Source organism: Agromyces sp. GXS1127, assembly GCF_050565425.1.
GTDB lineage: Bacteria > Actinomycetota > Actinomycetes > Actinomycetales > Microbacteriaceae > Agromyces.
Genome location: NZ_JBOCIG010000003.1, coordinates 308,926 through 330,378, shown reverse-complemented (window position 1 = coordinate 330,378; position 21,453 = coordinate 308,926). Strand labels below are relative to the sequence as shown.

Here is a 21,453-nt window from a genome sequence, read left to right as displayed (position 1 = left end):
TCCTCGGTGGACTTCATCGGGACTCGAACCTCGCGGTGACGCCCGCGACCTCAACATCCAACCAGACCCGGTCGCCGGGCTTCACGCCGTTGACCTGGCAGGAGGTCGCCGACTGGGCCTGCCGGCCCACGCGGTCGCCGTCCGCGCCGCAGCGGTACGCGGCCGGAAGTCCGGCGTTCGCGGGCGCGGCCGTCCAGCTCCAGGTTCCGGTGGCCTCGTCGTAGGCCCGGCCCGGCAGGGCGAACGTCAGCGTGGGCGACTCCTCGCCCGGGAACGTCTCCGACCATGGCCCGCACGTGCCCCACACCGAGCACGATCGGACCTGGAATCGGGCGGTCTCGCCGAACGGCCGGCTCAGCAGCTGACGCAGCCACCCCGAGCCCGAGAAGTCCTTCGGCGAACCGACGCGCGCGCCGTTCCCGTCGACGGCGACGATCTGGAAGCGCCGCGGGCTGCCGTCGACGTCGTCGATGTAGCGGTCCCACGTCTCGGCGTTCAGCCAGCCCATCTCGCTCGCCACCCCGGTCACCGCGCCCGGCGCCGGGCGGACGACGGTCGACGCCACCTCCGTCGCGACGCATCCGGCGCGGTTCCACCCCCACACGACGAAGCCGTACCGCGCGGCCTCGACGTTCGTGCCGGCGAACTCCACGCTCGCGGCGCCGGGGCCGACGCGCACCATCTCGGCGACGCTGCCCCCGACGACGGGCGCCACGACGTTCCCCGGCGCCGGGGTCGTCACCGAGCAGGCCTGCGCGCCGCCCGGGACGGCCGTCTCGCCCTCCACGAGTCGCTGGACGAAGTACCCGCCGATCGCGTCGCCGTTGCCGCCGAACGGCGACCAGGAGACGACGACCGTGCCGGCCGCGGCATCCGCGTCGACGGAGATCGACCCCGCGACCGGTGCGCCGAACGGCGTGCCGGTCGTGCTCGCCTCGGTCCACGCGGCGAGTGCGGGGAGCGCGCCGTTCCGCGCGCTGACGGTCGCCGTGACCGCGCTGCCGTTCGCGAGTTCCTGCGACTGCAGCGTGCAGAGCGATGCCGTGCAGACGCGGTCCGCGTCCACCTCCGTCGGGGACCCGGCGACCCACACCACGTAGGTGGAGACCGGGCTGCCGGACCCGGTCGGGACGGGCTGCCACTCGATGCGGAGTCGGCCGTCGAGCGGCGCCGCGCGCAACCCCGCCGGCGGCGGCGGGATCACGTCGGACCACACCGGCTCCGCCAGCTCGACCGGTTCGCCGAGGCCGATGCCGTTTCGAGCCTGGATGCGGACGACGACCGCCGAGCCCGGACCGTTGCCGAGCGTGGGGACGGTGCAGGTGGTGGCCTCGCACTCGGATGCCGCGAGCTCGCCGCCGCCGTCCGGATCGAGCAGGCTGATCCGGTACCCCTCGATGGGCGAGTTGTTCGCCGCGCCCGCGCCGAACGCGACATCCAGTTCGCCGTCGCGGAACGCCGTGAGCCGGGCGTCGGTGACCGGGTCCGGGCGGTCCTGGACGGAGATCGTGACGGTGCCCCAGGCGTAGCGGCTGGAGTCGTTCGTCGCGTCGGCGACCTGGTACTGCAGCGTCGTGTTGATCGGCTCGGCCCCGTCGGCGACCGTCACCGACAGGCGGGATCGGTCCGCGTCCGGAACGACGGTGACGCCCGCGGGCAGGTTGTCGGAGCCGAGGCCGCGCACGCGCAGGACCCGGAGCGGCGTGCCGGGGAACGGGTTGCCCGCGGCGTCGTTGTCGAGCACGTCGACGGAGGTCGTGACGCCGCGGGGCGCGACGGCGACGTCCGGCGCCGGACGGGCGATCGGCCGCGTCGAGGGCACGACCTGGAGTTCGATCCGGCCGGGCGTGCCCTCGACGCCGTCCGCCGCGACGCCGACGGTGACCCACGAGCGCGTGCCCTGCACGGTCGATTCCCCGGCCCGGACACGCAGCTCGGTCCCGTCGAGCACCACGGCGAAGCCGTCGGGCGGGTCGCCGATGACGCGGTACTCGAGGTCCTCCTCGCCGTCGGGCGAGCTCGTCAGCCGCACGAGGTCGATCGGCTGCTCCTCGCCGGGCTCGAAGTCGATCACGCCGCCGGTGAAGGTGGGCGGCTGCCCCTCTTCGGGTCGCACCTCGATCGGGATCACGATCGTGCCGGTGCGACCGTCCGGGTCGTCGGCGGACTCGCCGTCGGTCACCGTGAACGAGATCGACGCCGGCCCGAAGTAGCCCTCCTCGCTCCGGTACCGCAGGGTGTCCGCGTCGACCACGAGGTCGCCGTCGTCGGCATGCGACGCGCGCACGGTGGCTTCGTCGGTGAGCCGGACCGGGCGTCCGGACGCGGCCACGACGTAGTCCTCGAGGTCCAGCACGACCTCCTCGCCCGTCGTCACGACGACCGGCGGGGCGTCGCGCCGGAGCTGCGGGAGGGCGTCGTCGCGCCCCGGCACCCAGATGAAGGCGTAGGCGCGTAGGTCGGGGTCGTCGGGGTGCGCGACCGAGTAGGGCACGATGCGACGCTGGTCCTGCACCTCGATGCGGACCGTGCCTCCCGTGACGCGCGCGCCGTCGTCGTACCCGGGCTCGAGGGCGACGCCCGCCTCGGCGGCATCGGCGTCGGCGATGAAGACGTCCTCGAGCACGTCGACCTCGACCTCCTCGCGCTCCAGGACGTCCGTGAGGCTCAGGACCACGTCGGCCGCCTCGGGGCGGCTGAGCGGCGCCTCCGGGTCGGCCGTGATCCGGAGGTAGCTCGACGAGGTCGCCTGGCGTTCGTTCTCGATCGTGTAGATCACGCCGTACTCGCCGCGCCCGTCCGGCACGTCGACCATGACGACGTCGTCGGCGAACTCGACCGCGATGCCCTCGGTGTTCGGCTCGGCGCCGGTGAGGCGCAGTGCGGAGCCGTCGGGGTCGGTGTCGTTCTCGAGGACGCGGACCGCCACCGTCCGGCCGGGCCGGACGGTGATCTCGTCCTCGACGGCGACCGGATGCCGCGCCCCCTCGAGTCCCGGTGCGATGCCGACGCGGACGCTTCCCGAAGCGCGCGCGCCGAGAGCGTCGACGACGGTGTAGGCGAACGTGTCGGTGCCCGCCGAGTACTCCCCCGCGCGATACTCCAGCCAGTCCGCGCCCTGGTCGACGACGGTCCCCAGCTCGGGATTGGACTCCTGCCCGATGAGCTGCACCGAGTCGCCGTCGGGGTCGATGCCGCCGAGCGGGATCGGGATGCGGACGGTCCCGCCCGCGAGCACGCGCGCGGTGGCGGTGCGCGGCACGGGGGCCGTGTTGCTCTCCGGATCGGCCTCGCGGACCGTGATGCGCACCGACGCGGTGCCGAACTGGCCGTCCGGTCCCTCGACGCGGTAGACGGCCTCGTACTCGCCCGAGCGATCCGGCGCGTAGTACCGCAGGCGCTGGCCGGACGTGAAGAGCAGGCCCTCCTCGGGCCGCTCCACGAGGTCCGCGGCGAGGGTGAGGCGATCGCCGTCCGGGTGCTCGTCGTTGTCGAGCACGGGGATGTCGATGACGTCGCCCGTGCGGGCCGACGCCGTGTCGGCCACCGCCACCGGCGGCTGGAAGCGATCGGGGGCCGGGACCTCGACGAGCGTGACGGTTCCCTCCGCGTCGGCCAGGCCGTTGCTCACGCGGTAGCCGAAGGTGGTCGATCCGGTCGCGAGCGGCTGCGTGAGCGTGACGCGCAGGACCCGATGCTCGATCACCTCGATGCGAACGCCGCCGTCCGCGGGCTCCTCGCCGAGTCCGGTGATGATGAGGATGCCGCCCGTGGGATCGATGTCGGTCGCGAGGACGTCCACCTCCATCGGCTGGTCGAGCCGGAGGAAGGCTGTGTGGGGCACGGTGACCGGCGTCGTGTCGCGCTCCGGCGGCGCCGAGACCTCGACGCGGACGAGCCCCGTGGCGGTCTGCCCCTCGTCGGTCACCGTGTACTCGAGGTAGTGGGTGCGCACGTCGTCGGACCGGAAGCGGAAGGTCCCGGCGTCGAAGTCGGGCGTGATCACCGCCGCCGGCTTGGAGGGCACGGCGGTCAGCCGGGGCGTCCCCGTGCCGCCGCGCACGTTCCTCAGCGGTTCGAGCTCGATCTCCTCGCCCGCGGTGGCGAGGGCGACGAAGGACTCGGCGACGAGCTCGGCGTCGCCCGGCGGCCGCACTTCGACACGCATCGACCCGATCCCCTCGTCGCGGCCGTCGGAGACCACGAGCGACACGGCGCGCGTCGGGCCCTCCGCGCGCTCGTCGAACACCACCACCCCGTCCGCCGTGGACGACACGTCGTCGGGCTCCGCCACGTCGGCGCGGCGGAGGAACACCGGGTCGCCGTCGGGATCGACCCACTCGCCGAGCACGGCGGTGGTGACGCGCCCGCCCTCCTCGACGACGGCGCTCGTCTCGCGGACCTGGCGCGGCGCCTCGTTCTCCTCCGGCGGCCGGACCGTGATCGTCACGATCGCGCGGGCGCTGCCGCCGCGCCCGTCGTCGATCGTGTAGCCGAACTCGAACGAGCCGGCCGCGGCCTCGTCGAGGGTCAGCTGCACCTGCTGCCGGTTCGCGACGAGGTCGAGGCGGGCGCCCTCCGGGAGTTCCCCGTCGACGGAGGAGACGACCAGCACGTCGCCGTTCGCGTCGTAGTCGTCGAGCAGGACGGGCAGGAGCGTCGCCCGCCCGGGCCGCGCCCCGAACTCGTCGTCGCCGGCGACCGGCGGGACCTGCACCTTCTCGATGGTCGGGTGCGCGTCGGGGTCGTTCTGCTCGACCGTCTCGTCGTCGCGTTCGACGGCGAGGAGGTCGTCCCAGTTGTCGATCAGGCCGTAGTCGCCGGACGCCGCCCAGCTCGCACCGCTGCGCCGGTCGTTCAGGACGAGGGCGTGGCCGTTGTCCCGGAAGTCCAGCGCGAGCGCGCCGGTCGCGTCGGCGAACCTGCGCTCCGAGCCCGGACCGGCGCCGCACGCCCGCCACGCGGTGCCGTCGCCCCAGGCGGCGTGACGGCATCCGTCGTGGACCACGGGAGCCGCCGGCCGCCCGCCCGCGTCCGCCACGAGACGCCGGGCTCCCGAGCCGTCGAACGGCACCTCGGAGAGTCCCGACCGGCTCGCGACGAGCACGGCGTCGCCGTCGAGCGCCGGACGCTGCAGCACCGGGTCGTCGCCGGCGTCGACTCCGGCGACGGCCGCGGTCTCGCCGCCCTCGAGGCGCACGACGCCGCCCGACTCGTCGAGGACGGCCCATCGCCCGCCGACCGACGTGACCTGCGCGGCGGCACCCTCCTCGAGCGGCTCCAGCTGCCAGGTCGCCTCGGTCCGATCCGGGTCCTCGGCGGACACCCGCGACACCACCCCGGTGCTCGGCGTGAACGCGAGGATCCGGCCGGCCTCGTCGACCGAGATCGCCGCGCCCGCACCGAAGGACAGCGCCGGGTCGGCGTCCGCGACGAACGAGCCGAACTGCTCCAGGGGCGTCACCCACAGGTCGCCGTTCGCGGAGACCACCACGAGGTCGCCCGCGAGCGCGAGCGACGCGTCCCCCGGCACCGCGACGGTGTCGGTCACCGAGGAGGTGGTCGGGTCGACGAACGCGACGCTGGCGCGATCGCGGTCGAGCACGAGGACCGTGGCGCCTCGCTGCACGACCTCCGATCTGGTCCCTCCGGTGTCGACCATCGCGTTCAGCTCGTGGACCGCGGTGTTCGCGCGGCCGACGGTCTGGAGCTCGTCGTTGGCGACCCACACCGACGCGTCGCCGAGGTCGACCCGCTGGGCGGTGTAGCCCCCGGATGCCACGGCGACGCCGGCCACCAGGGCGGCGACCGCCACGACGGACGCGCCGGTCACCAGCGCCGAGCGGCGCCGCGTCCACACGTCCCGCAGGTTCACCGCGGCACCTCGTCGATCTCGGCGCATCGCTCGGCGCTCGGTTCGCCGACCTGCCCGTCGCGCCAGACGGACACGCTCGCGCAGACCGTGCCCGGTTCGTCCACGCTCAGCGAGTACTGCGCCGCACGCTGCGGCGCCGACGTCTCGCCGCCGACCGTGACGATGTAGGCGTCGCCCTGGCGAAGGCCCGGGTCGTCCCAGGAGAACTCGACGGCGCCGCCGTCGGTCCGCGCCCGGACATCGGCGACGACCGGGATCCCCGCGGCCGTGCCCGCGACGGTCAGCAGGCCGGCCACGACGAGGCCGATGAAGACGGCGGCCGCGATCGCCACGCCGAGGATGAGCCGGCCGGTGGGCGGCGGGGCGGTGCGCGTGCGCCCCGACAGCGACCCCTGCGAGCGCGAGTCCACGGTCCGCGACGCCGGCCCGACGGATGCCGCGGCACGGCGCCGACGCGAACGACCCGACGCCGCGCCGACGCTCGTGCCGGCGCCGATGCGGGTCCGCTCGTCGAGGTCGACCGCCGTCGCGAGCGCCCAGTCGTCCATGGCGACCTCGAGCGGGGTCTGCGGGAGGGCGAGCTCCTCCTCGACGGCCTGCAGGTCGCGGATGAACTCCAGCGCGCTCGCCTGCCGATCGGTCGGCCGCTTGGACATCGCCCGGGCGAGGACCGCCTCGAGGCTTCGCGGCACGTCGGGACGGCCCGTGGGCGGGACCTTGGCCCGCTCGATGCGACCGACGAGCGCCACGGTGCCGTTGTCGCCGCCGGGGACCTCGAACGGGCTGCGACCCGCGAGCAGGGAGTAGACGGTCGCGCCGAGCGACCAGACCTCGCTCGCCACGCTGCCGGCGACCTCCTCGAGCAGCACCTCGGGGGCCGACCAGGGCACCGACAACCCCACCGCGTCGCTCGCCTCGGCCTGGCCGAGCGTCGCCGCGATGCCGAAGTCGGCGAGCACTGGGTGCCCGTAGGCGGTGGTCAGGATGTTCGACGGCTTGATGTCGCGGTGGAGCACGCCCTGGCGGTGCGCGGTCTCGACGGCGCTGGCGATGCGCACCCCGATCGAGAGCACCTCGGCCAGCGGCAGCTGCACGGCCCGGTAGCGCTGGCCGAGCGTGGCCGAGCAGTACTCCATCACCAGGTAGGGCCGGCCGTCGGCGGCGACGCTCGCCTGGTACACGGTGAGGATCGACGGATGGCTCGACAGCTGCGCCATCAGGTTCGCCTCGGCCTGGAACATCTGCCGCACCTCGTCGTTGACGACCTCGGCGAGGAGGACCTTCACGGCGACGAGCCGCCGCGGCATGTTCTGCTCGTACAGGAACACGTCGGCGAAGCCGCCCGAGCCGAGCACGCGGATGAACGAGAACCCGGGCAGCGTGGGCGGAGTTGACGGCAGTCGCCTCGACACGATCCTCCCAGCGTTCCGGGTGCGATGGAGCCCGTCCGCCGGCGGCGCCAGGCCATCACCCCGATTCTAGGGTCGACGCCGGAGCCGCGATCAGCCCTCGTCGGCGGATGTGGACGGCCGCACGACGCGCAGCACGTCCACGACGACGACCGTGACGTTGTCGCGGCCGCCGTTGCCCACCGCCGCCTCGACGAGTTGCCGGACCGCCTGCTCCGGCGACCGGCCGGAGATGAGGAAGTGCCGGATGCCGTAGGACGTGAGCTCCTTCGTCAGGCCGTCGGAGCAGACGAGGATCCGCATCCCCTCCTCGAGCGGGATCGCCCGGTAGTCCGGGATCGGGGCCTCGTGGAACCCGACGGCTCGCGTGATCACGTTCGAGTGCGGGTGCGTGTCCGCCTCATCGCGCGTGATCTGCCCGGCGTCGACGAGCTCCTGCACGATGGAGTGGTCCACCGTGAGCTGCTCGAGCACCCCGCCGACGAGCCGGTAGACGCGCGAGTCGCCGATGTTGAAGACGATCCATGCGGGCTCGTCCCCGATCACGCCGAGCGCCACGCCCGTCACGGTCGTGCCGCTGCCCTCGTCCGTGACGCCCGCCCCGCGACCCATGTCGCGCACGGCGAGCTTCAGCGCGCCGTCGATGTCGGCGGTGCCGACCGCGGGCCTGCCGCCGTGCTCGGCGAGCCGCGTCACGACCGCGGCGCTGGCGAAGTCGCCCGCCGCGTGGCCGCCCATCCCGTCGGCGACGGCGAAGAGCGGCGCCTGCGCCACGAAGCTGTCCTCGTTCACGGCGCGCCGCAGGCCGGTGTCGGTCGCGGCCGCCCAGGCGAGGGTGACCTCGGTGCCGTCGGGCAGCCCGACCGTATGGCGGCTGTTGCCGTTGCCGATCTGCGTCACCCGGTCCCCCACAGTCCGATCGAGGTCATGCGTCGACGCTCCCGAGTGCGGGGAGGATCTCGACGATGGTATCCCCTCCGAGCTGGAGGCTGGTGCCGGGCGTCACGACGAGCGACTCGCCGGAGCGGAGCCGGCGCCGGCCCGCGGCGGTCCGGACGACGGTGCCGTTCGTCGATCGGAGGTCGGCCGCGATGAGGCGCCCGCCCTCCATGCGCAGCTCGAGGTGCGTGGCGGAGACGACCCCGGCGGGCGAGTGCACGCGGACGAGCGCGACGCGGCCGGACGCCACGCGCGGCGGGCTGGGGCTCCGCCCGATCAGCACCGGGACCGACACGTCGCCGGCCTCGCCGCCGACGATGCGGTAGCGCGGGGTCGACGCCGATGCGCGCGGCGCGCCCGACGCGCCGTGACCCGCTCCGTCGGTCGAGACGGATGCCGCGGCATCCGGTCGCTCGTCGGGCTCGCGGGCGGCGGCGACCTGCGCCCGTGCCGCGCTCGTCAGCACGGTGTCGGCATCGGCCGCGTCCCCCCGCGCATAGCGGATGGTGCGGTCGTCGACGACCGCCATCGGCGCCGTCGGCAGCCCCGAGGTCGGCGATCGCCGGTCGCGGGCCGCGCGCGACGGGCGGGCGAGCCTCGTGTCCAGGTCGGGGTCACCGGCCCTCGAATCCGGCTGCACCGGCAGGTCGCGCCACGACCACTCGACGGCGGCGGCGCGGAAGGCGGCCCGCCCCGCGTCGACGGGCGCTCCGCGGAGGCCGGCCTGGCGCACCTCGTCGAGTCCCGAGGCCGCTCCGGCGATGCGCAGCCGCGTCACGGCCGTGAACTCCGCGAGGTGCCAGGGCGTGATGCCGCGGGAGTCCAACCGCCGGGCGCCGCCCGGCGAGGCGAGGTCGATCACGGCGTCGCCCCGGACCACGGCGGTGATCGGGTCGCCGGACGGCGGCCACCACACGAGCGCGAAGTGCTCGACGCCGCCGGGCCCCATCGGGATCCCCGCCACGAGGCGCTCGAGCTCGAGGTCGGCCCGTCCCGCTGACTCGGCGAGCTCGGTCAGCACCCGGTCGGGAGCGGGTGCGAGGACCGCCGCGATGAAGCGGGCGCCCACCACGACGTCCCACTCGGGGACGCCGGGCTCGTCCCTGCGACGCACCGCACCATCGACCATGCGGTCCAGTCTGGCACTGCCCGCCGTGATCAGCCGAGGTGGCTCATCACGTGCTTCAGGCGCGTGTAGTCCTCGAAGCCGTACTGCGAGAGGTCCTTGCCGTAGCCGGAGTGCTTGAATCCGCCGTGCGGCATGTCCGAGACGAACGGGATGTGGGTGTTGATCCAGACGCAGCCGAAGTCGAGGTGCTTGGCGAAGCGCATCGCGCGGCCGTGGTCCCTGGTCCAGACCGAGGCGGCGAGCGCGTAGTCCACGCCGTTCGCCATGGCGAGCGCCTCGCGCTCCTCGCGGAAGGACTGCACCGTGAGCACCGGGCCGAAGATCTCGCGCTGCACGGCCTCGTCGTCCTGGCGGAGGCCGGTGACGACGGTCGCCTCCCAGAAGTAGCCGCGGTCGCCCTGACGGCGGCCGCCGGTGGCGAGCTCGGCGTGATCGGGGAGCCGGTCGATGAACCCGGAGACGTTGGCGAGCTGCGTCGGGTTGTTCAGCGGGCCGTAGAAGACGCCGTCCTCGCGCGGTCCGCCGGTGCGCGCGTTCGTGCGCGCCCGATCCACCAGGATGGCGACGAGCTCGTCGTGCACCGATTCGTGCACGAGCACGCGCGTCGCCGCGGTGCAGTCCTGTCCGGCGTTGAAGTACGCGGCCGAGACGATGCCGTCGGCCGCGGCCTCGAGGTCGACGTCGTCGAAGACGATCGCGGGCGCCTTGCCGCCGAGCTCGAGGTGGACCCGCTTGAGGTCGGATGCCGCGGCTCGCGCGACCTCCATGCCCGCGCGCACCGAGCCGGTGATGGCCACCATCTCGGGAGTGGGGTGCTGCAGGAGGGCGGCGCCGGTGCCGCGGTCGCCCGTGAGGACGTTGAGCACGCCGTCGGGAAGGAACTCGGCGGCGACCTCGGCGAGCTTCAGCGTCGCGAGCGGGGTCGTGTCGGAGGGCTTCAGGACGACGGTGTTGCCCGCGGCGATCGCCGGCGCCACCTTCCAGACGGCCATGTTGAGCGGGTAGTTCCACGGGGCGACCTGGCCGATGACGCCGATCGGCTCGCGGCGCACGAAGGAGGTGTGGTCGGCGAGGTACTCGCCGGCCGCACGGCCTTCGAGGTTGCGGGCCGCGCCGGCGAAGAACCGGAACTGGTCCACCGACTGGAGGATCTCGTCGGCGACGAGGCTCGCACGGGGCTTCCCCGTGTCCTGCGATTCCAGGTCGGCGAACTCCTCGGCGCGCTGCTCCATGGCGTCCGCGATCCGGAAGAGCGCCAGCTGGCGCTCGGCCGGCGTCGTCTCGCTCCATGACTCGAACGCCTCCGCTGCGGCGGAGTACGCGGCGTCGATGTCCGCGCCGGATGAGATCGGGGCCTGTGCGTAGACCTCCTCGGTCGCGGGGTCGACGAGGTCGAGTGCCTCCTCGCCGCGGGCGTCGACGTATGCGCCGCCGATGAAGTTGCGCAGGAGTTCGGACACGGTTCCTCCGTCGTCGGGGTCTGGTCGCTCGATCGGGCTCGCGAGCGCGGGCGCGGCAGACCGGAGCGCGGGTGCCGACCATGCTGGCACACGATCGCATCGAACGGAAGGCCGGCGACGATGGAATCCGAAGTGAACGCGTTCAGAATCGACGGAATCGCTTGTGATTCGGCACCGGCACTGTCATGATCGGACGCATGACGAACGGGAACCGTCCGACCAGCCAGCGGCCGGTGCAGCTCGACGACGTCTCGAAGGCGATCATCGAGCAGCTCCAGGCCGACGGCCGGCGTTCCTATGCGGACATCGGCAAGGCGGTCGGCCTCAGCGAGGCCGCCGTCCGGCAGCGCGTCCAGCGGCTCACCGAGGCCGGCGTGATGCAGATCGTCGCGGTGACCGATCCGATGCAGCTCGGCTTCACCCGCCAGGCGATGATCGGCATCCGCGCCACCGGCGACACGCGGCGGCTCGCGGAGGAGCTCGCCGCGATCGCGGAGATCGACTACGTGGTCCTCACGGCGGGCAGCTTCGACCTGATGGCCGAGGTGGTCTGCGAGGACGACGATCAGCTCATCACGCTGCTGAACTCGCGGATCCGCAACCTCGACGGGGTCCAGGCCACGGAGACGTTCGTCTACCTCAAGCTGCAGAAGCAGTTCTACAACTGGGGCACCCGCTGATCGCGGGCCCGCCCGGAAGGAGTTCCCGATGACCACCCTCGACGCGGCTGCGCGCCTCGGCACCGCCGGTTTCGACGACGCGGCGCTGCAGCAGAAGGCGAAGGACCACCTCTGGATGCACTTCGCGCGGCAGTCGACGATGGAGGAGCACGGCGTCCCGATCATCACGCGCGGCGAGGGGCACCACGTCTTCGACGCACAGGGGCGCAAGTACTTCGACGGGCTCTCGGGCCTCTTCGTCGTGAACGCCGGGCACGGTCGCCGTCGCCTCGCCGAGGTCGCGGCGAAGCAGGCGGAAGAGCTCGCCTTCTTCCCGATCTGGAGCTACGCGCACCCTGCGGCGATCGAGCTCGCCGACCGGCTCGCCGACTACGCACCCGGCGACCTCAACCGGGTCTTCTTCTCCACGGGCGGCGGCGAGGCCGTCGAGACGGCCTTCAAGCTCGCCAAGTACTACTGGAAGCTTCGCGGCATCCCGACCAAGCACAAGGTCATCTCGCGGTCGGTGGCGTACCACGGCACGCCGCAGGGTGCGCTCGCGATCACCGGCATCCCCGCGATGAAGCAGATGTTCGAGCCGATCACCCCGGGCGGGTTCCGCGTGCCGAACACCAACTTCTACCGCGCCGCCGAGATGGGCGGCCCGACCGACGACATCGAGGCCTTCGGACTGTGGGCGGCCGACCGCATCGAGGAGATGATCCTCTTCGAGGGGCCGGAGACCGTCGCCGCGGTGTTCCTCGAGCCGATCCAGAACTCGGGCGGCTGCTTCCCGCCGCCCCCCGGCTACTTCCAGCGCGTGCGCGAGATCTGCGACAAGTACGACGTGCTCATGGTCTCCGACGAGGTCATCGCGGCGTTCGGGCGCATCGGCCACATGTTCGCGTGCGACGCGTACGGCTATGTCCCCGACATGATCACGTGCGCCAAGGCGATGACCTCGGGCTACTCCCCCATCGGCGCGACGATCGTGTCGGAGAAGATCTACGAGCCGTTCAAGACCGGCACGACGAGCTTCTACCACGGGTACACGTTCGGCGGTCACCCGGTGTCGGCCGCTGTGGCGCTGGAGAACCTCGACATCTTCGAGGAGGAGCGCCTGAACGAGCGCGTGCGAGAGAACTCGCCGCTGTTCCGGGCGGAGCTCGAGAAGCTGCTCGACATCCCGATCGTCGGCGACGTCCGCGGCGACGGCTACTTCTTCGGCATCGAGCTCGTCAAGGACAAGGCCACGCGCGAGACCTTCGACGACGACGAGTCGGAGCGCCTGCTCCGCGGGTTCCTCTCGAAGGCGCTGTTCGATGCGGGCCTCTACTGCCGCGCCGACGACCGCGGCGACCCCGTCATCCAGCTCGCGCCGCCGCTGACGATCGGACCGGCCGAGTTCCGCGAGATCGAGCAGATCCTCCGCGGCGTTCTCACCGAGGCGGCGAACCGGCTCTAGGCGGCCTCGCCCGGCTCCGGCCGGCATGGCGCCCGGGTCCGCGCGACCCGGGCGCCCGGTCGTCGCTCAGCCGCATCAGGCGGCGTCGTCCCCCGGGATCGCCCGGCCCGTGCCCGGAGGTGCCGAGAACGCCCACTCGGGGAGCTCGCCGAGCCCCAAGAAGCGGTGGAGCAGGCCGGCCATCGTGTGCTCGGGCGTCTCGGATCGGGCGAGATCGATGAGCGCGCCGGCGGCGGACGCACTGCCGAGCGCCCACGCGAGCCACGCCGCGATGCAGAGCGAACCGGTGCGCGACCCGATGGCGGCGTTGCCGATCGCCGGGGCGATCGCGGCGAGCACCGCCTGCACCCGATCGACGTCCGGTCGGATCGTCGACCGGCCGAGGATGAGACGTGAGAGGAAGGCGTCGACGGTCTCCTCCTCATCCGGTCCCGGCAGCCGCACGGTCGACCCGTCGCCCGACGGCGCGTCCGCGGGATGCGCGCGACGCCGGGCGAGCGCGTCCTCCGCCGCGTCGAGCGCGAGCTCGCCCACCAGCGGACCGAAGGCGGCCTGGAGCATCATCGCGTCGCGGATCGACGGCTGCTCCGCGAGTTCGAGCAGCCAGGCCAGTTGCTCCGCGCTGCCGTCGCCGCGACCCGCCGCGAGCCGCTCGACGAGCATCAGCGGATCGACCGCATCGCCGAGCGCGTGCTCGAGCCGGTCGAGCGCGATCTCGCGCGACGCGCCGACCGGCTCGTCCGAGGCGCACGACTCGCCGTCGAGCTCGGCGCGGAGTTCGCGGATGCGGCCGGCGAGCTCCTCTGCGGGTTCCGGGATGCGCACGAGGTGGGCGGCGGAGTCCGGGAGCTCCGCGGCGCGCGCGGCGACCTCCGCCGGAGCGGTCCGGAGCGCCGCGCTCCGCTCGATGAGCCGGAGCGATCGCCCCTCGGCCGGCAGGTCCTCGTCGAACAGCGAGCCCCAGCCGTTCGACCCCACTGCGAGCGCGTCGCGGATGCGGAAGCCCGCATCCTCCGCCCGGCGCACGACCGCGTCGAGCACGCCGCGGTGCGGCACCGCTCCGTCGCGGAACGGCCGATCGCCGTACGCGATCGGGACGACCGCGTCGACCCTCGGGATCCTGCAGAGCGTCCCGAGCAGCGCCGTCGCCGCGGCATCCTCGTGGGCGGCATCCGGAAGGTCGATGCGGAGCACGGCCGCGGTGCGGTTGTCCTCGAAGGCGACGCACACGAGCGATCGCACCGGGGCGTAGCCGGCGAGGACGGGGACGAGGGCCAGGAAGTCGTGCGCGGCACCGGCGCGGATGATGGTGGTCATGCGGGCAGCGTGCCGTGTCCCGGCCGCCGAGGACGTCCACCGTCCGCACCGGCGACTCGTCGCCGGAGTCCCCGCCATGTGGAGGAGGGGTGCGGCGCGCGGACCGACTCGTCCTCCACATCGGGCGAGCGGCTCCCGCGCCCCTGCGGTGTCCGATTCCCGCGAGTCGATGACGGATGCCGCGCCTATTCTCGAACCATGACCTCCCCGTACCTCATCCGCTTCACGAGCCCGATCGGGCGGATCGAACTGCAGGCCGACGACACGGCCCTCACGACCCTCACGATCGAGCGCGACGGCGCACTTCCGCACGACGACCTGCCCGAGCACCCCTCGCCCCTGCTCGCCGCCGCACGTGCGCAGCTCGAGGAGTACTTCGCCGGCCGTCGCACCGATTTCGACCTGCCCGTCCGGCTCCACGGCACGCCGTTCCAGCAAGCGGTGTGGGCCGAGCTGCAGCGGCTGGGCTGGGGCGAGGCCACCTCGTACGGCGCGCTCGCGGCGGCCGTCGGCCGTCCCGGTTCGGCACGCGCCATCGGCGGCGCCGTCGGGGCGAACCCGATGCCGATCATCGTCGGGTGCCACCGCGTACTGGCCTCCGACGGCCGGATCACGGGATACTCCGGCGGGCAGGGCGTCTCGACCAAGCTCTGGCTCCTCGGGCACGAGCAGATCGGGTTCGCGGCGTGACCGCGCCGACCCGTCCCGACGTGGTCGTCGGCGACGACGGCCTGGCACGCTGCGCCTGGGGCGCCGCCGACCCCGAGTACCGTCGGTACCACGACGAGGAGTGGGGCACGCCGCAGCACGACTCGCGCATCCTGTTCGAGAAGCTCTGCCTCGAGGGGTTCCAGGCCGGACTCTCGTGGATCACCATCCTGCGTCGGCGGCCGGCGTTCCGTGACGTGTTCCACTCGTTCGACCCGGTCCGCGTGGCCGAGATGACCGAGGCCGACGTCGAGCGGCTCCTCGGCGATGCGCGCATCATCCGCCACCGCGGCAAGATCGAGGCCACGATCTCCAACGCCCGAGCCGTCCTGGCGCTCGACGAGTCCCTCGACGAGCTGCTCTGGAGCTTCGCGCCCGCGCCACGCCCCGCCCCGCTCGTGAGCTTCACCGAGGTCCCGGCCACGACCGCCGAGTCCTCCGCCCTCAGCCGGCGCCTCCGGGCCCTCGGGTTCCGCTTCGTGGGTCCGACGACGATGTACGCGCTCATGCAGGCCATGGGCATGGTCGACGATCACCTGGCGGGTTGCCACCGCGCCCGCTCGGCCGACGTCCCGCGTTCCGGGGCGGTCGCGTCCGCTCCCGTCGAGGCGCGTGCCTGATTCGACCGCACCGCACGTACGCCGCGTTCATCGGTGGGCAGCCGCGCTCACGACGACGCGTGGCTCCGAGCGAGGAGCCTCGAGCCCGGTGCCCGCGTCCCGAGGCGCGCGAGGATCAGGCGACGAGTTCGAGTTCGGCCGGGAGGGTCGCCCGCTCGACCCCGAGGTCGAGGCGGAATCCCGCCCCCTCGGCCCAGGCGATCAGGTCGTCGCGCCCCTCGAGCACGGGGCGCGACTCGAGCAGCGCACGGGTGAAGAGCCCCTTCGCGCGCTTGTTGAAGTGGTTGAGTGCGCGACGGCGACCGTCCGCGTCGACGGAGACCACGCGGAGGAAGACCGAATCCGCGCGCGCGGGAGCGGGACCGAGTCCGACGTACCCCTCCGAGCGGAGGTCGATGATCACCCCGTCGCGACTCGCCAGGACGGCTGCGACCGCATCACGCCAGTGCGCCTTCAGGCGCAGTCCGGGCAGACGGGAATCATGCGAGAGGCGATACGCGGGAATCGGGTCGCCCGCACCGACGAGGCCGAGGAGCGCCGAGTGCACGGCGACGTGCTCGGCGGCGTAGCGTCGGGCGGCCGCATCCAGCGACGGCGCATCGAGCGCGTCGTACAGGACGCCCGTATATCGGTCGATGGCGGCCATGGTCGGCGAGGTGGCGAGGTTCCGATTGCGCTCGATCTCCGCCGCCTGCCGCGGGCCGAGCTTCAACGCGCGCATCATCGCGTCGGCGTCGGCGGCCAGGTCGATCGTCGCGCGAATCGCCTCGGTGCGGGTGTCGCGCAGGGACGGGAACGAGAGCGCATCGTGCGCGAACGGCGTCGGCCCTCCTCCGTCGCGCTTGGTCTCGGAGGGCGGGAGCAGGACGAGCACTACGCGGCGATGAAGGCCAGGGCGGCCTCGACGTTCACGCCGAGCGGTTCGACGCTGTCGATCGTCACGCGCGGCAGGGCGGAGGAGGGACCGGTCCACGGCGCGTAGCCGTCGAGGCTCTGCTCCACCGCTCGCCACGTGGTCTCGTCGAGGTGCGGGAGGTTGCGCTCGCGCTTCTCCAGCCGCTCCTTGTGGAGCGACGCGTCCGAGCACACGACCTCGATGACCCGGAGGCGCACATCGGTGCGGTCCGCGAGGTCGCGCCACTGCAGCCGGGCCGACTCCGCCGCGTTCACGGCATCGACGATCACGGTGCGACCGGAGGCGAGCTCCTTCTCGGCGATCTGCTCGGCCACGAGGTAGGCGGCCAGACCCGTCGGCTGGTCGGCGTCGATCCCGGCCCGCAGGATGGCGGACTCGATGGGATCGACCGACACGACCGTGGCGCCGAGACGGGCTCCGACGATCTCACCGATCGTCGACTTGCCCGCGCCCGGCAACCCGGCCATGACGATGAGCTGGGTGACGCTCAGGTCACCGAACTGACGGTCGAACGGCTGCTCCCCCTGCATCCGCGTCCTCAGGAGAGCGCGGCGCGCGACGCGACGACCTGCACCGCGTCGGACTGCACCGAGAGGAACCCGTCCTCCGCGTTCGCGGTGATCTTCTCACCACCGGGCAGGGTGACGCGAACCTCGCCGCCGGCGAGGATCGCGAGCATCGGCTCATGACCCGGCAGGATGCCGATCTCGCCTTCGACGGTGCGCGCCACCACCATGGCCGCCTCGCCCGACCAGACTTCCTGGTCGGCCGAGACGACGCTCACGTTGAGGGCGGCCATGCTCAGCCGTTCTCCTTCTGGATCTGCGCCCACTTCTCCTCGACGTCGGAGATCGGGCCGACGTTGAAGAAGGCCTGCTCGGCGACGTGGTCGAAGTCACCGCGGGCGATCGCGTCGAACGACTCGATGGTGTCCTTCAGCGGGACCGTCGAGCCCTCGACGCCCGTGAACTTCTTCGCCATGTAGGTGTTCTGCGAGAGGAACTGCTGGATCCGGCGCGCACGCGACACCGTGATCTTGTCCTCCTCGGAGAGCTCGTCGACACCGAGGATCGCGATGATCTCCTGCAGCTCCTTGTTCTTCTGGAGGATCTGCTTGACCGTGGTCGCGACGCGGTAGTGGTCCTCGCCCAGGTACCGGGGGTCGAGGATGCGCGACGTCGAGGTCAGCGGGTCGACGGCCGGGTAGAGGCCCTTCGAGGCGATCTCACGCGAGAGCTCCGTCGTGGCATCGAGGTGCGCGAACGTCGTCGCCGGCGCCGGGTCGGTGTAGTCGTCGGCGGGGACGTAGATCGCCTGCAGCGAGGTGATCGAGTGACCGCGCGTCGAGGTGATGCGCTCCTGCAGGATTCCCATCTCGTCGGCGAGGTTGGGCTGGTACCCCACCGCGGAGGGCATGCGGCCGAGCAGCGTCGAGACCTCGGAGCCCGCCTGGGTGAAGCGGAAGATGTTGTCGATGAAGAGCAGCACGTCCTGCTTCTGCACGTCGCGGAAGTACTCCGCCATGGTGAGCGCCGAGAGCGCGACGCGAAGACGCGTCCCCGGGGGCTCGTCCATCTGGCCGAAGACGAGGGCGGTCTTGTCGAAGACGCCCGCCTCCTCCATCTCGTGGATCAGGTCGTTGCCCTCACGCGTGCGCTCGCCGACACCGGCGAACACGGACACACCACCGTGGTCCTGCGCCACGCGCTGGATCATCTCCTGGATGAGGACGGTCTTGCCGACGCCCGCACCGCCGAAGAGGCCGATCTTGCCGCCCTGCACGTACGGCGTGAGCAGGTCGATGACCTTGATGCCGGTCTCGAACAGCTGGGTCTTGGACTCGAGCTGGTCGAAGCTCGGCGGCTTGCGGTGGATCGGCCAGCGCTCGGTGATCTCGATCGTCTCGCCGGGCTCGCCGTTCAGCACCTCGCCGATGACGTTGAAGACCTTGCCCTTGGTGACGTCGCCGACCGGCACCGAGATCGGTGCGCCGGTGTCGGAGACCTCCTGGCCGCGGACGAGTCCGTCGGTCGGCTTGAGCGCGATCGCCCGGACGAGGTCATCACCGAGGTGCTGGGCGACCTCGAGCGTCAGCTCCGACGTGTCCTCGCCGATGGTGATCGTGGTCTTCAGCGCGTTGTAGATCTCGGGGATCGAGTCGTGCGGGAACTCGATGTCGACGACGGGGCCGGTGACGCGCGCGATGCGGCCGACGGCACCCGTGGTGTCCTGGACTGGCGCGGTTGCGGTGTCAGTCATGTTCTCTTCCTTCTGGATGAATCTTGGCTACTTGGAGGAGGAGAGCGCGTCCGCTCCACCCACGATTTCTGCGATCTGCTGCGTGATCTCGGACTGCCGCGCCTCGTTGGCCAGTCGCGTGTAGTCCGTGATCAGCTTGTCGGCATTGTCGGTGGCCGACTTCATCGCCTTCTGCGTGGCCGCGTGCTTCGCGGCGGCCGACTGCAGCATGGCGTTGAAGATGCGGCTCTCGATGTACACCGGGAGCAGTCCGTCGAGGACCGTCTCGGCGTCGGGCTCGAACTCGTAGAGCGGGAAGACCTCGGCCCTGCCCGACGGCGCGGCCTCCTCCTCCTCGGCGTCGACGACCTCGAGCGGCAGCAATCGCGTGACGACCGGCACCTGCGTTATGCGGCTGACGAACCGGTTGTAGACGATGTGGATCTCGTCGACCCCGCCGTCGGCGCTGTCCCGGAGGAACGCCTCGAGGACGGCGTCCGCGATCTCCTTGGCGGTGTCGAACTCGGGGTTGTCGGTGCCGCCGATCCAGCTGCGCTCGTAGTCGCGGCGTCGGAACGAGAAGTACCCGACCGACTTGCGGCCGATCAGGAAGTACACGACCTCCTTGCCCTGGCTGCGAAGCAGCTCGGCGAGCTCCTCCGACTCACGCAGGACCTGCGAGTTGAACGCGCCCGCGAGGCCGCGGTCGGACGTGAAGATCACGATGGCCGCACGGTCGACCCGCTCCGGCTCGGTCGTGAGCACGTGCGAGACGTTCGAGTAGCTCGCCACCGCCGAGACCGCGCGCGTGATCGCGTCGGAGTACGGCGTCGACGCGGCGACGCGCGCCTGCGCCTTCTGGATCCGCGAGGCGGAGATGAGCTCCATCGCTCGCGTGATCTTCTTGGTCGTCTGCGCCGACTTGATCTTCTGGCGGTAGACCCGAAGCTGCGCTCCCATGTTTCTCCTGTGTCCTGGCTTCCTGTTCCTGAGGCTCTCGGTTCGGCCGGTGCGGCCACGCCCCCGAGAGCCTCAGGGACGGTGGAATCGACTAGCGACGACCCTTGACGATCTTCTCCTGGCCGACCTCTTCCTCGTCGATCGCCTCGAACTTCTCGCTGCCGACCGAGGCGAGCGGCTTGCCCTCGCCGGTCTGGAACTCGAGCTTGAACGTGTCGACCTCGGACTCGAGGGTGGCGAGGGTCTCGTCCGAGAGCACGTTGGTCTCACGGAGGTCCGAGAGCACCGAGGTGTTCCGTCCGAGGTAGTCGAGGAACTCGCGCTCGAAGCGCAGGATGTCCTCGACGGGGACCTCGTCGAGCTTGCCGTTGGTGCCGGCCCAGATCGAGACGACCTGCTCCTCCACGGGGTACGGCGAGTACTGCGGCTGCTTGAGCAGCTCGGTCAGGCGCGCGCCGCGCTCGAGCTGACGACGGCTGGCCGCGTCGAGGTCGGAGGCGAACATCGCGAACGCCTCGAGCGAACGGTACTGCGCGAGCTCCAGCTTCAGCGTGCCCGAGACCTTCTTGATCGACTTGACCTGCGCGTCGCCGCCGACTCGCGAGACCGAGATGCCGACGTCGACCGCCGGACGCTGGTTCGAGTTGAACAGGTCGGACTGGAGGAAGATCTGGCCGTCGGTGATCGAGATCACGTTCGTCGGGATGTACGCCGAGACGTCGTTCGCCTTGGTCTCGATGATGGGCAGGCCCGTCATCGAACCGGCGCCGAGCTCGTCGGACAGCTTCGCGCAACGCTCGAGGAGGCGCGAGTGCAGGTAGAAGACGTCACCGGGGTACGCCTCGCGGCCCGGCGGGCGGCGGAGGAGCAGCGACACGGCGCGGTAGGCCTCGGCCTGCTTCGACAGGTCGTCGAAGATGATCAGGACGTGCTTGCCGTCGTACATCCAGTGCTGGCCGATGGCCGAGCCGGTGTAGGGCGCGAGGTACTTGAAGCCCGCCGGGTCGGAGGCCGGGGCCGCGACGATGGTGGTGTACTCCATCGCACCCGCGTCCTCCAGCGCGCCCTTGACGGACGCGATGGTCGAGCCCTTCTGGCCGATCGCGACGTAGATGCAGCGGACCTGCTTGGTCGGGTCGCCCGACTCCCAGTTCGCCTTCTGGTTGATGATCGTGTCGATCGCGATCGCGGTCTTGCCCGTCTGGCGGTCGCCGATGATGAGCTGACGCTGGCCGCGGCCGACGGGGATCATGGCGTCGATCGCCTTGATGCCGGTCTGGAGCGGCTCGTGGACCGACTTGCGCTGCATGACGCCGGGGGCCTGGAGCTCGAGTGCGCGACGACCCTCGGTCGCGATCTCGCCCAGCCCGTCGATCGGGGCGCCGAGCGGGTCGACGACACGGCCGAGGTAGCCCTCACCGACGGGGACGGAGAGGACCTCGCCCGTGCGGGTCACCTCCATGCCCTCCTCGATGCCGGTGAACTCGCCGAGCACGACGACACCGATCTCGTCCTCGTCGAGGTTGAGGGCGAGGCCGAGCGTGCCGTCCGCGAACTTGACGAGCTCGTTCGCCATGACCGAGGGCAGGCCCTCGACGTGGGCGATGCCGTCGGCCGCGTCGGTCACGTAGCCGACCTCGGTCTTCTGCGCCGCGCCCGGCTCGTAGTCGCGGGCGAACTCCGAGAGAGCCGAACGGATCTCGTCGGGGCTGATGGAGAGTTCTGCCATTGCCATTTCCTTTTCTGAAGGGCCGGGCC

The 21,453-nt window shown here is 72.0% G+C and carries 16 protein-coding genes; 4 read left to right on the top strand and 12 right to left on the bottom strand.

Translation table 11 applies throughout. The features are described from left to right. Positions 1-13 precede the first annotated feature (13 nt). The 5 genes from ACQ393_RS06980 to ACQ393_RS06960 all read right to left on the bottom strand — a co-directional run bounded on the left by ACQ393_RS06980 (position 14) and on the right by ACQ393_RS06960 (position 10,812). Positions 14-5,875: an Ig-like domain-containing protein gene (locus ACQ393_RS06980; protein WP_430646102.1), complete on the bottom strand. Its 5,862-nt coding sequence runs from the start codon at positions 5,873-5,875 to the stop codon at positions 14-16. After that, positions 5,872-7,287 carry a serine/threonine-protein kinase gene (locus ACQ393_RS06975; protein ID WP_430646101.1) on the bottom strand — a complete coding sequence of 472 codons (1,416 nt, stop codon included), beginning with the start codon at positions 7,285-7,287 and terminating at the stop codon, positions 5,872-5,874. Before ACQ393_RS06975 ends, ACQ393_RS06980 begins: the two co-directional genes overlap by 4 nt. A gap of 90 nt (positions 7,288-7,377) precedes the next feature. Beyond that, positions 7,378-8,184 carry a PP2C family protein-serine/threonine phosphatase gene (locus tag ACQ393_RS06970; protein ID WP_430646100.1) on the bottom strand — a complete coding sequence of 269 codons (807 nt, stop codon included), beginning with the start codon at positions 8,182-8,184 and terminating at the stop codon, positions 7,378-7,380. A gap of 25 nt (positions 8,185-8,209) precedes the next feature. Further along, on the bottom strand, positions 8,210-9,352 hold the full coding sequence (locus tag ACQ393_RS06965) for an FHA domain-containing protein (protein WP_430646099.1): 1,143 nt from the start codon (positions 9,350-9,352) through the stop codon (positions 8,210-8,212). Positions 9,353-9,381: 29 nt separating this feature from the next. Beyond that, positions 9,382-10,812, bottom strand: coding sequence for a gamma-aminobutyraldehyde dehydrogenase (locus ACQ393_RS06960; protein WP_430646098.1), 1,431 nt, complete (start codon positions 10,810-10,812; stop codon positions 9,382-9,384). Positions 10,813-11,009: 197 nt separating this feature from the next. Here ACQ393_RS06960 and ACQ393_RS06955 point away from each other — a divergent pair, with 197 nt between their 5' ends. Together ACQ393_RS06955 and ACQ393_RS06950 are read left to right on the top strand one after the other, a co-directional pair. Beyond that, positions 11,010-11,492, top strand: a complete 483-nt coding sequence (locus tag ACQ393_RS06955) for an Lrp/AsnC family transcriptional regulator (RefSeq protein WP_430646097.1) — start codon at positions 11,010-11,012, stop codon at positions 11,490-11,492. A gap of 28 nt (positions 11,493-11,520) precedes the next feature. Then, complete coding sequence (locus ACQ393_RS06950; RefSeq protein WP_430646096.1) at positions 11,521-12,936, top strand: aspartate aminotransferase family protein; 1,416 nt, start codon at positions 11,521-11,523, stop codon at positions 12,934-12,936. Between the two features lie 75 nt (positions 12,937-13,011). Here ACQ393_RS06950 and ACQ393_RS06945 read toward each other — a convergent pair whose 3' ends face one another. Continuing rightward, positions 13,012-14,253 (bottom strand): DUF4192 family protein, encoded by a 1,242-nt coding sequence (locus ACQ393_RS06945; RefSeq protein ID WP_430646095.1) that lies wholly within the window; start codon positions 14,251-14,253, stop codon positions 13,012-13,014. A gap of 198 nt (positions 14,254-14,451) precedes the next feature. Between ACQ393_RS06945 and ACQ393_RS06940 the strand changes: the two genes are divergently transcribed. Continuing rightward, complete coding sequence (locus ACQ393_RS06940; protein ID WP_430646094.1) at positions 14,452-14,943, top strand: methylated-DNA--[protein]-cysteine S-methyltransferase; 492 nt, start codon at positions 14,452-14,454, stop codon at positions 14,941-14,943. After that, positions 14,940-15,581 carry a DNA-3-methyladenine glycosylase I gene (locus ACQ393_RS06935; RefSeq protein WP_430646093.1) on the top strand — a complete coding sequence of 214 codons (642 nt, stop codon included), beginning with the start codon at positions 14,940-14,942 and terminating at the stop codon, positions 15,579-15,581. The genes ACQ393_RS06940 and ACQ393_RS06935 overlap by 4 nt, the downstream gene beginning before the upstream one ends. 115 nt (positions 15,582-15,696) lie before the next feature. On the opposite strand, the gene ACQ393_RS06930 is transcribed toward ACQ393_RS06935, so the two are convergent. The 6 genes from ACQ393_RS06930 to atpA all read right to left on the bottom strand — a co-directional run bounded on the left by ACQ393_RS06930 (position 15,697) and on the right by atpA (position 21,424). Beyond that, on the bottom strand, positions 15,697-16,455 hold the full coding sequence (locus ACQ393_RS06930; RefSeq protein ID WP_430646092.1) for a YaaA family protein: 759 nt from the start codon (positions 16,453-16,455) through the stop codon (positions 15,697-15,699). After that, positions 16,455-17,027 (bottom strand): AAA family ATPase, encoded by a 573-nt coding sequence (locus ACQ393_RS06925; protein WP_430646091.1) that lies wholly within the window; start codon positions 17,025-17,027, stop codon positions 16,455-16,457. The genes ACQ393_RS06930 and ACQ393_RS06925 overlap by 1 nt, the downstream gene beginning before the upstream one ends. Before the next feature lie 8 nt (positions 17,028-17,035). After that, on the bottom strand, positions 17,036-17,296 hold the full coding sequence (locus ACQ393_RS06920) for a F0F1 ATP synthase subunit epsilon (protein ID WP_430646090.1): 261 nt from the start codon (positions 17,294-17,296) through the stop codon (positions 17,036-17,038). Positions 17,297-17,298: 2 nt separating this feature from the next. Beyond that, on the bottom strand, positions 17,299-18,756 hold the full coding sequence (gene atpD / locus ACQ393_RS06915) for a F0F1 ATP synthase subunit beta (RefSeq protein WP_430646089.1): 1,458 nt from the start codon (positions 18,754-18,756) through the stop codon (positions 17,299-17,301). Positions 18,757-18,783: 27 nt separating this feature from the next. Then, the gene (locus tag ACQ393_RS06910) at positions 18,784-19,695 is read right to left on the bottom strand and encodes a F0F1 ATP synthase subunit gamma (RefSeq protein ID WP_430646088.1); all 912 of its coding nucleotides are present in this window, start codon (positions 19,693-19,695) and stop codon (positions 18,784-18,786) included. 91 nt (positions 19,696-19,786) lie between these two features. Beyond that, complete coding sequence (gene atpA / locus ACQ393_RS06905) at positions 19,787-21,424, bottom strand: F0F1 ATP synthase subunit alpha (RefSeq protein ID WP_430646087.1); 1,638 nt, start codon at positions 21,422-21,424, stop codon at positions 19,787-19,789. Positions 21,425-21,453: the final 29 nt, after the last annotated feature.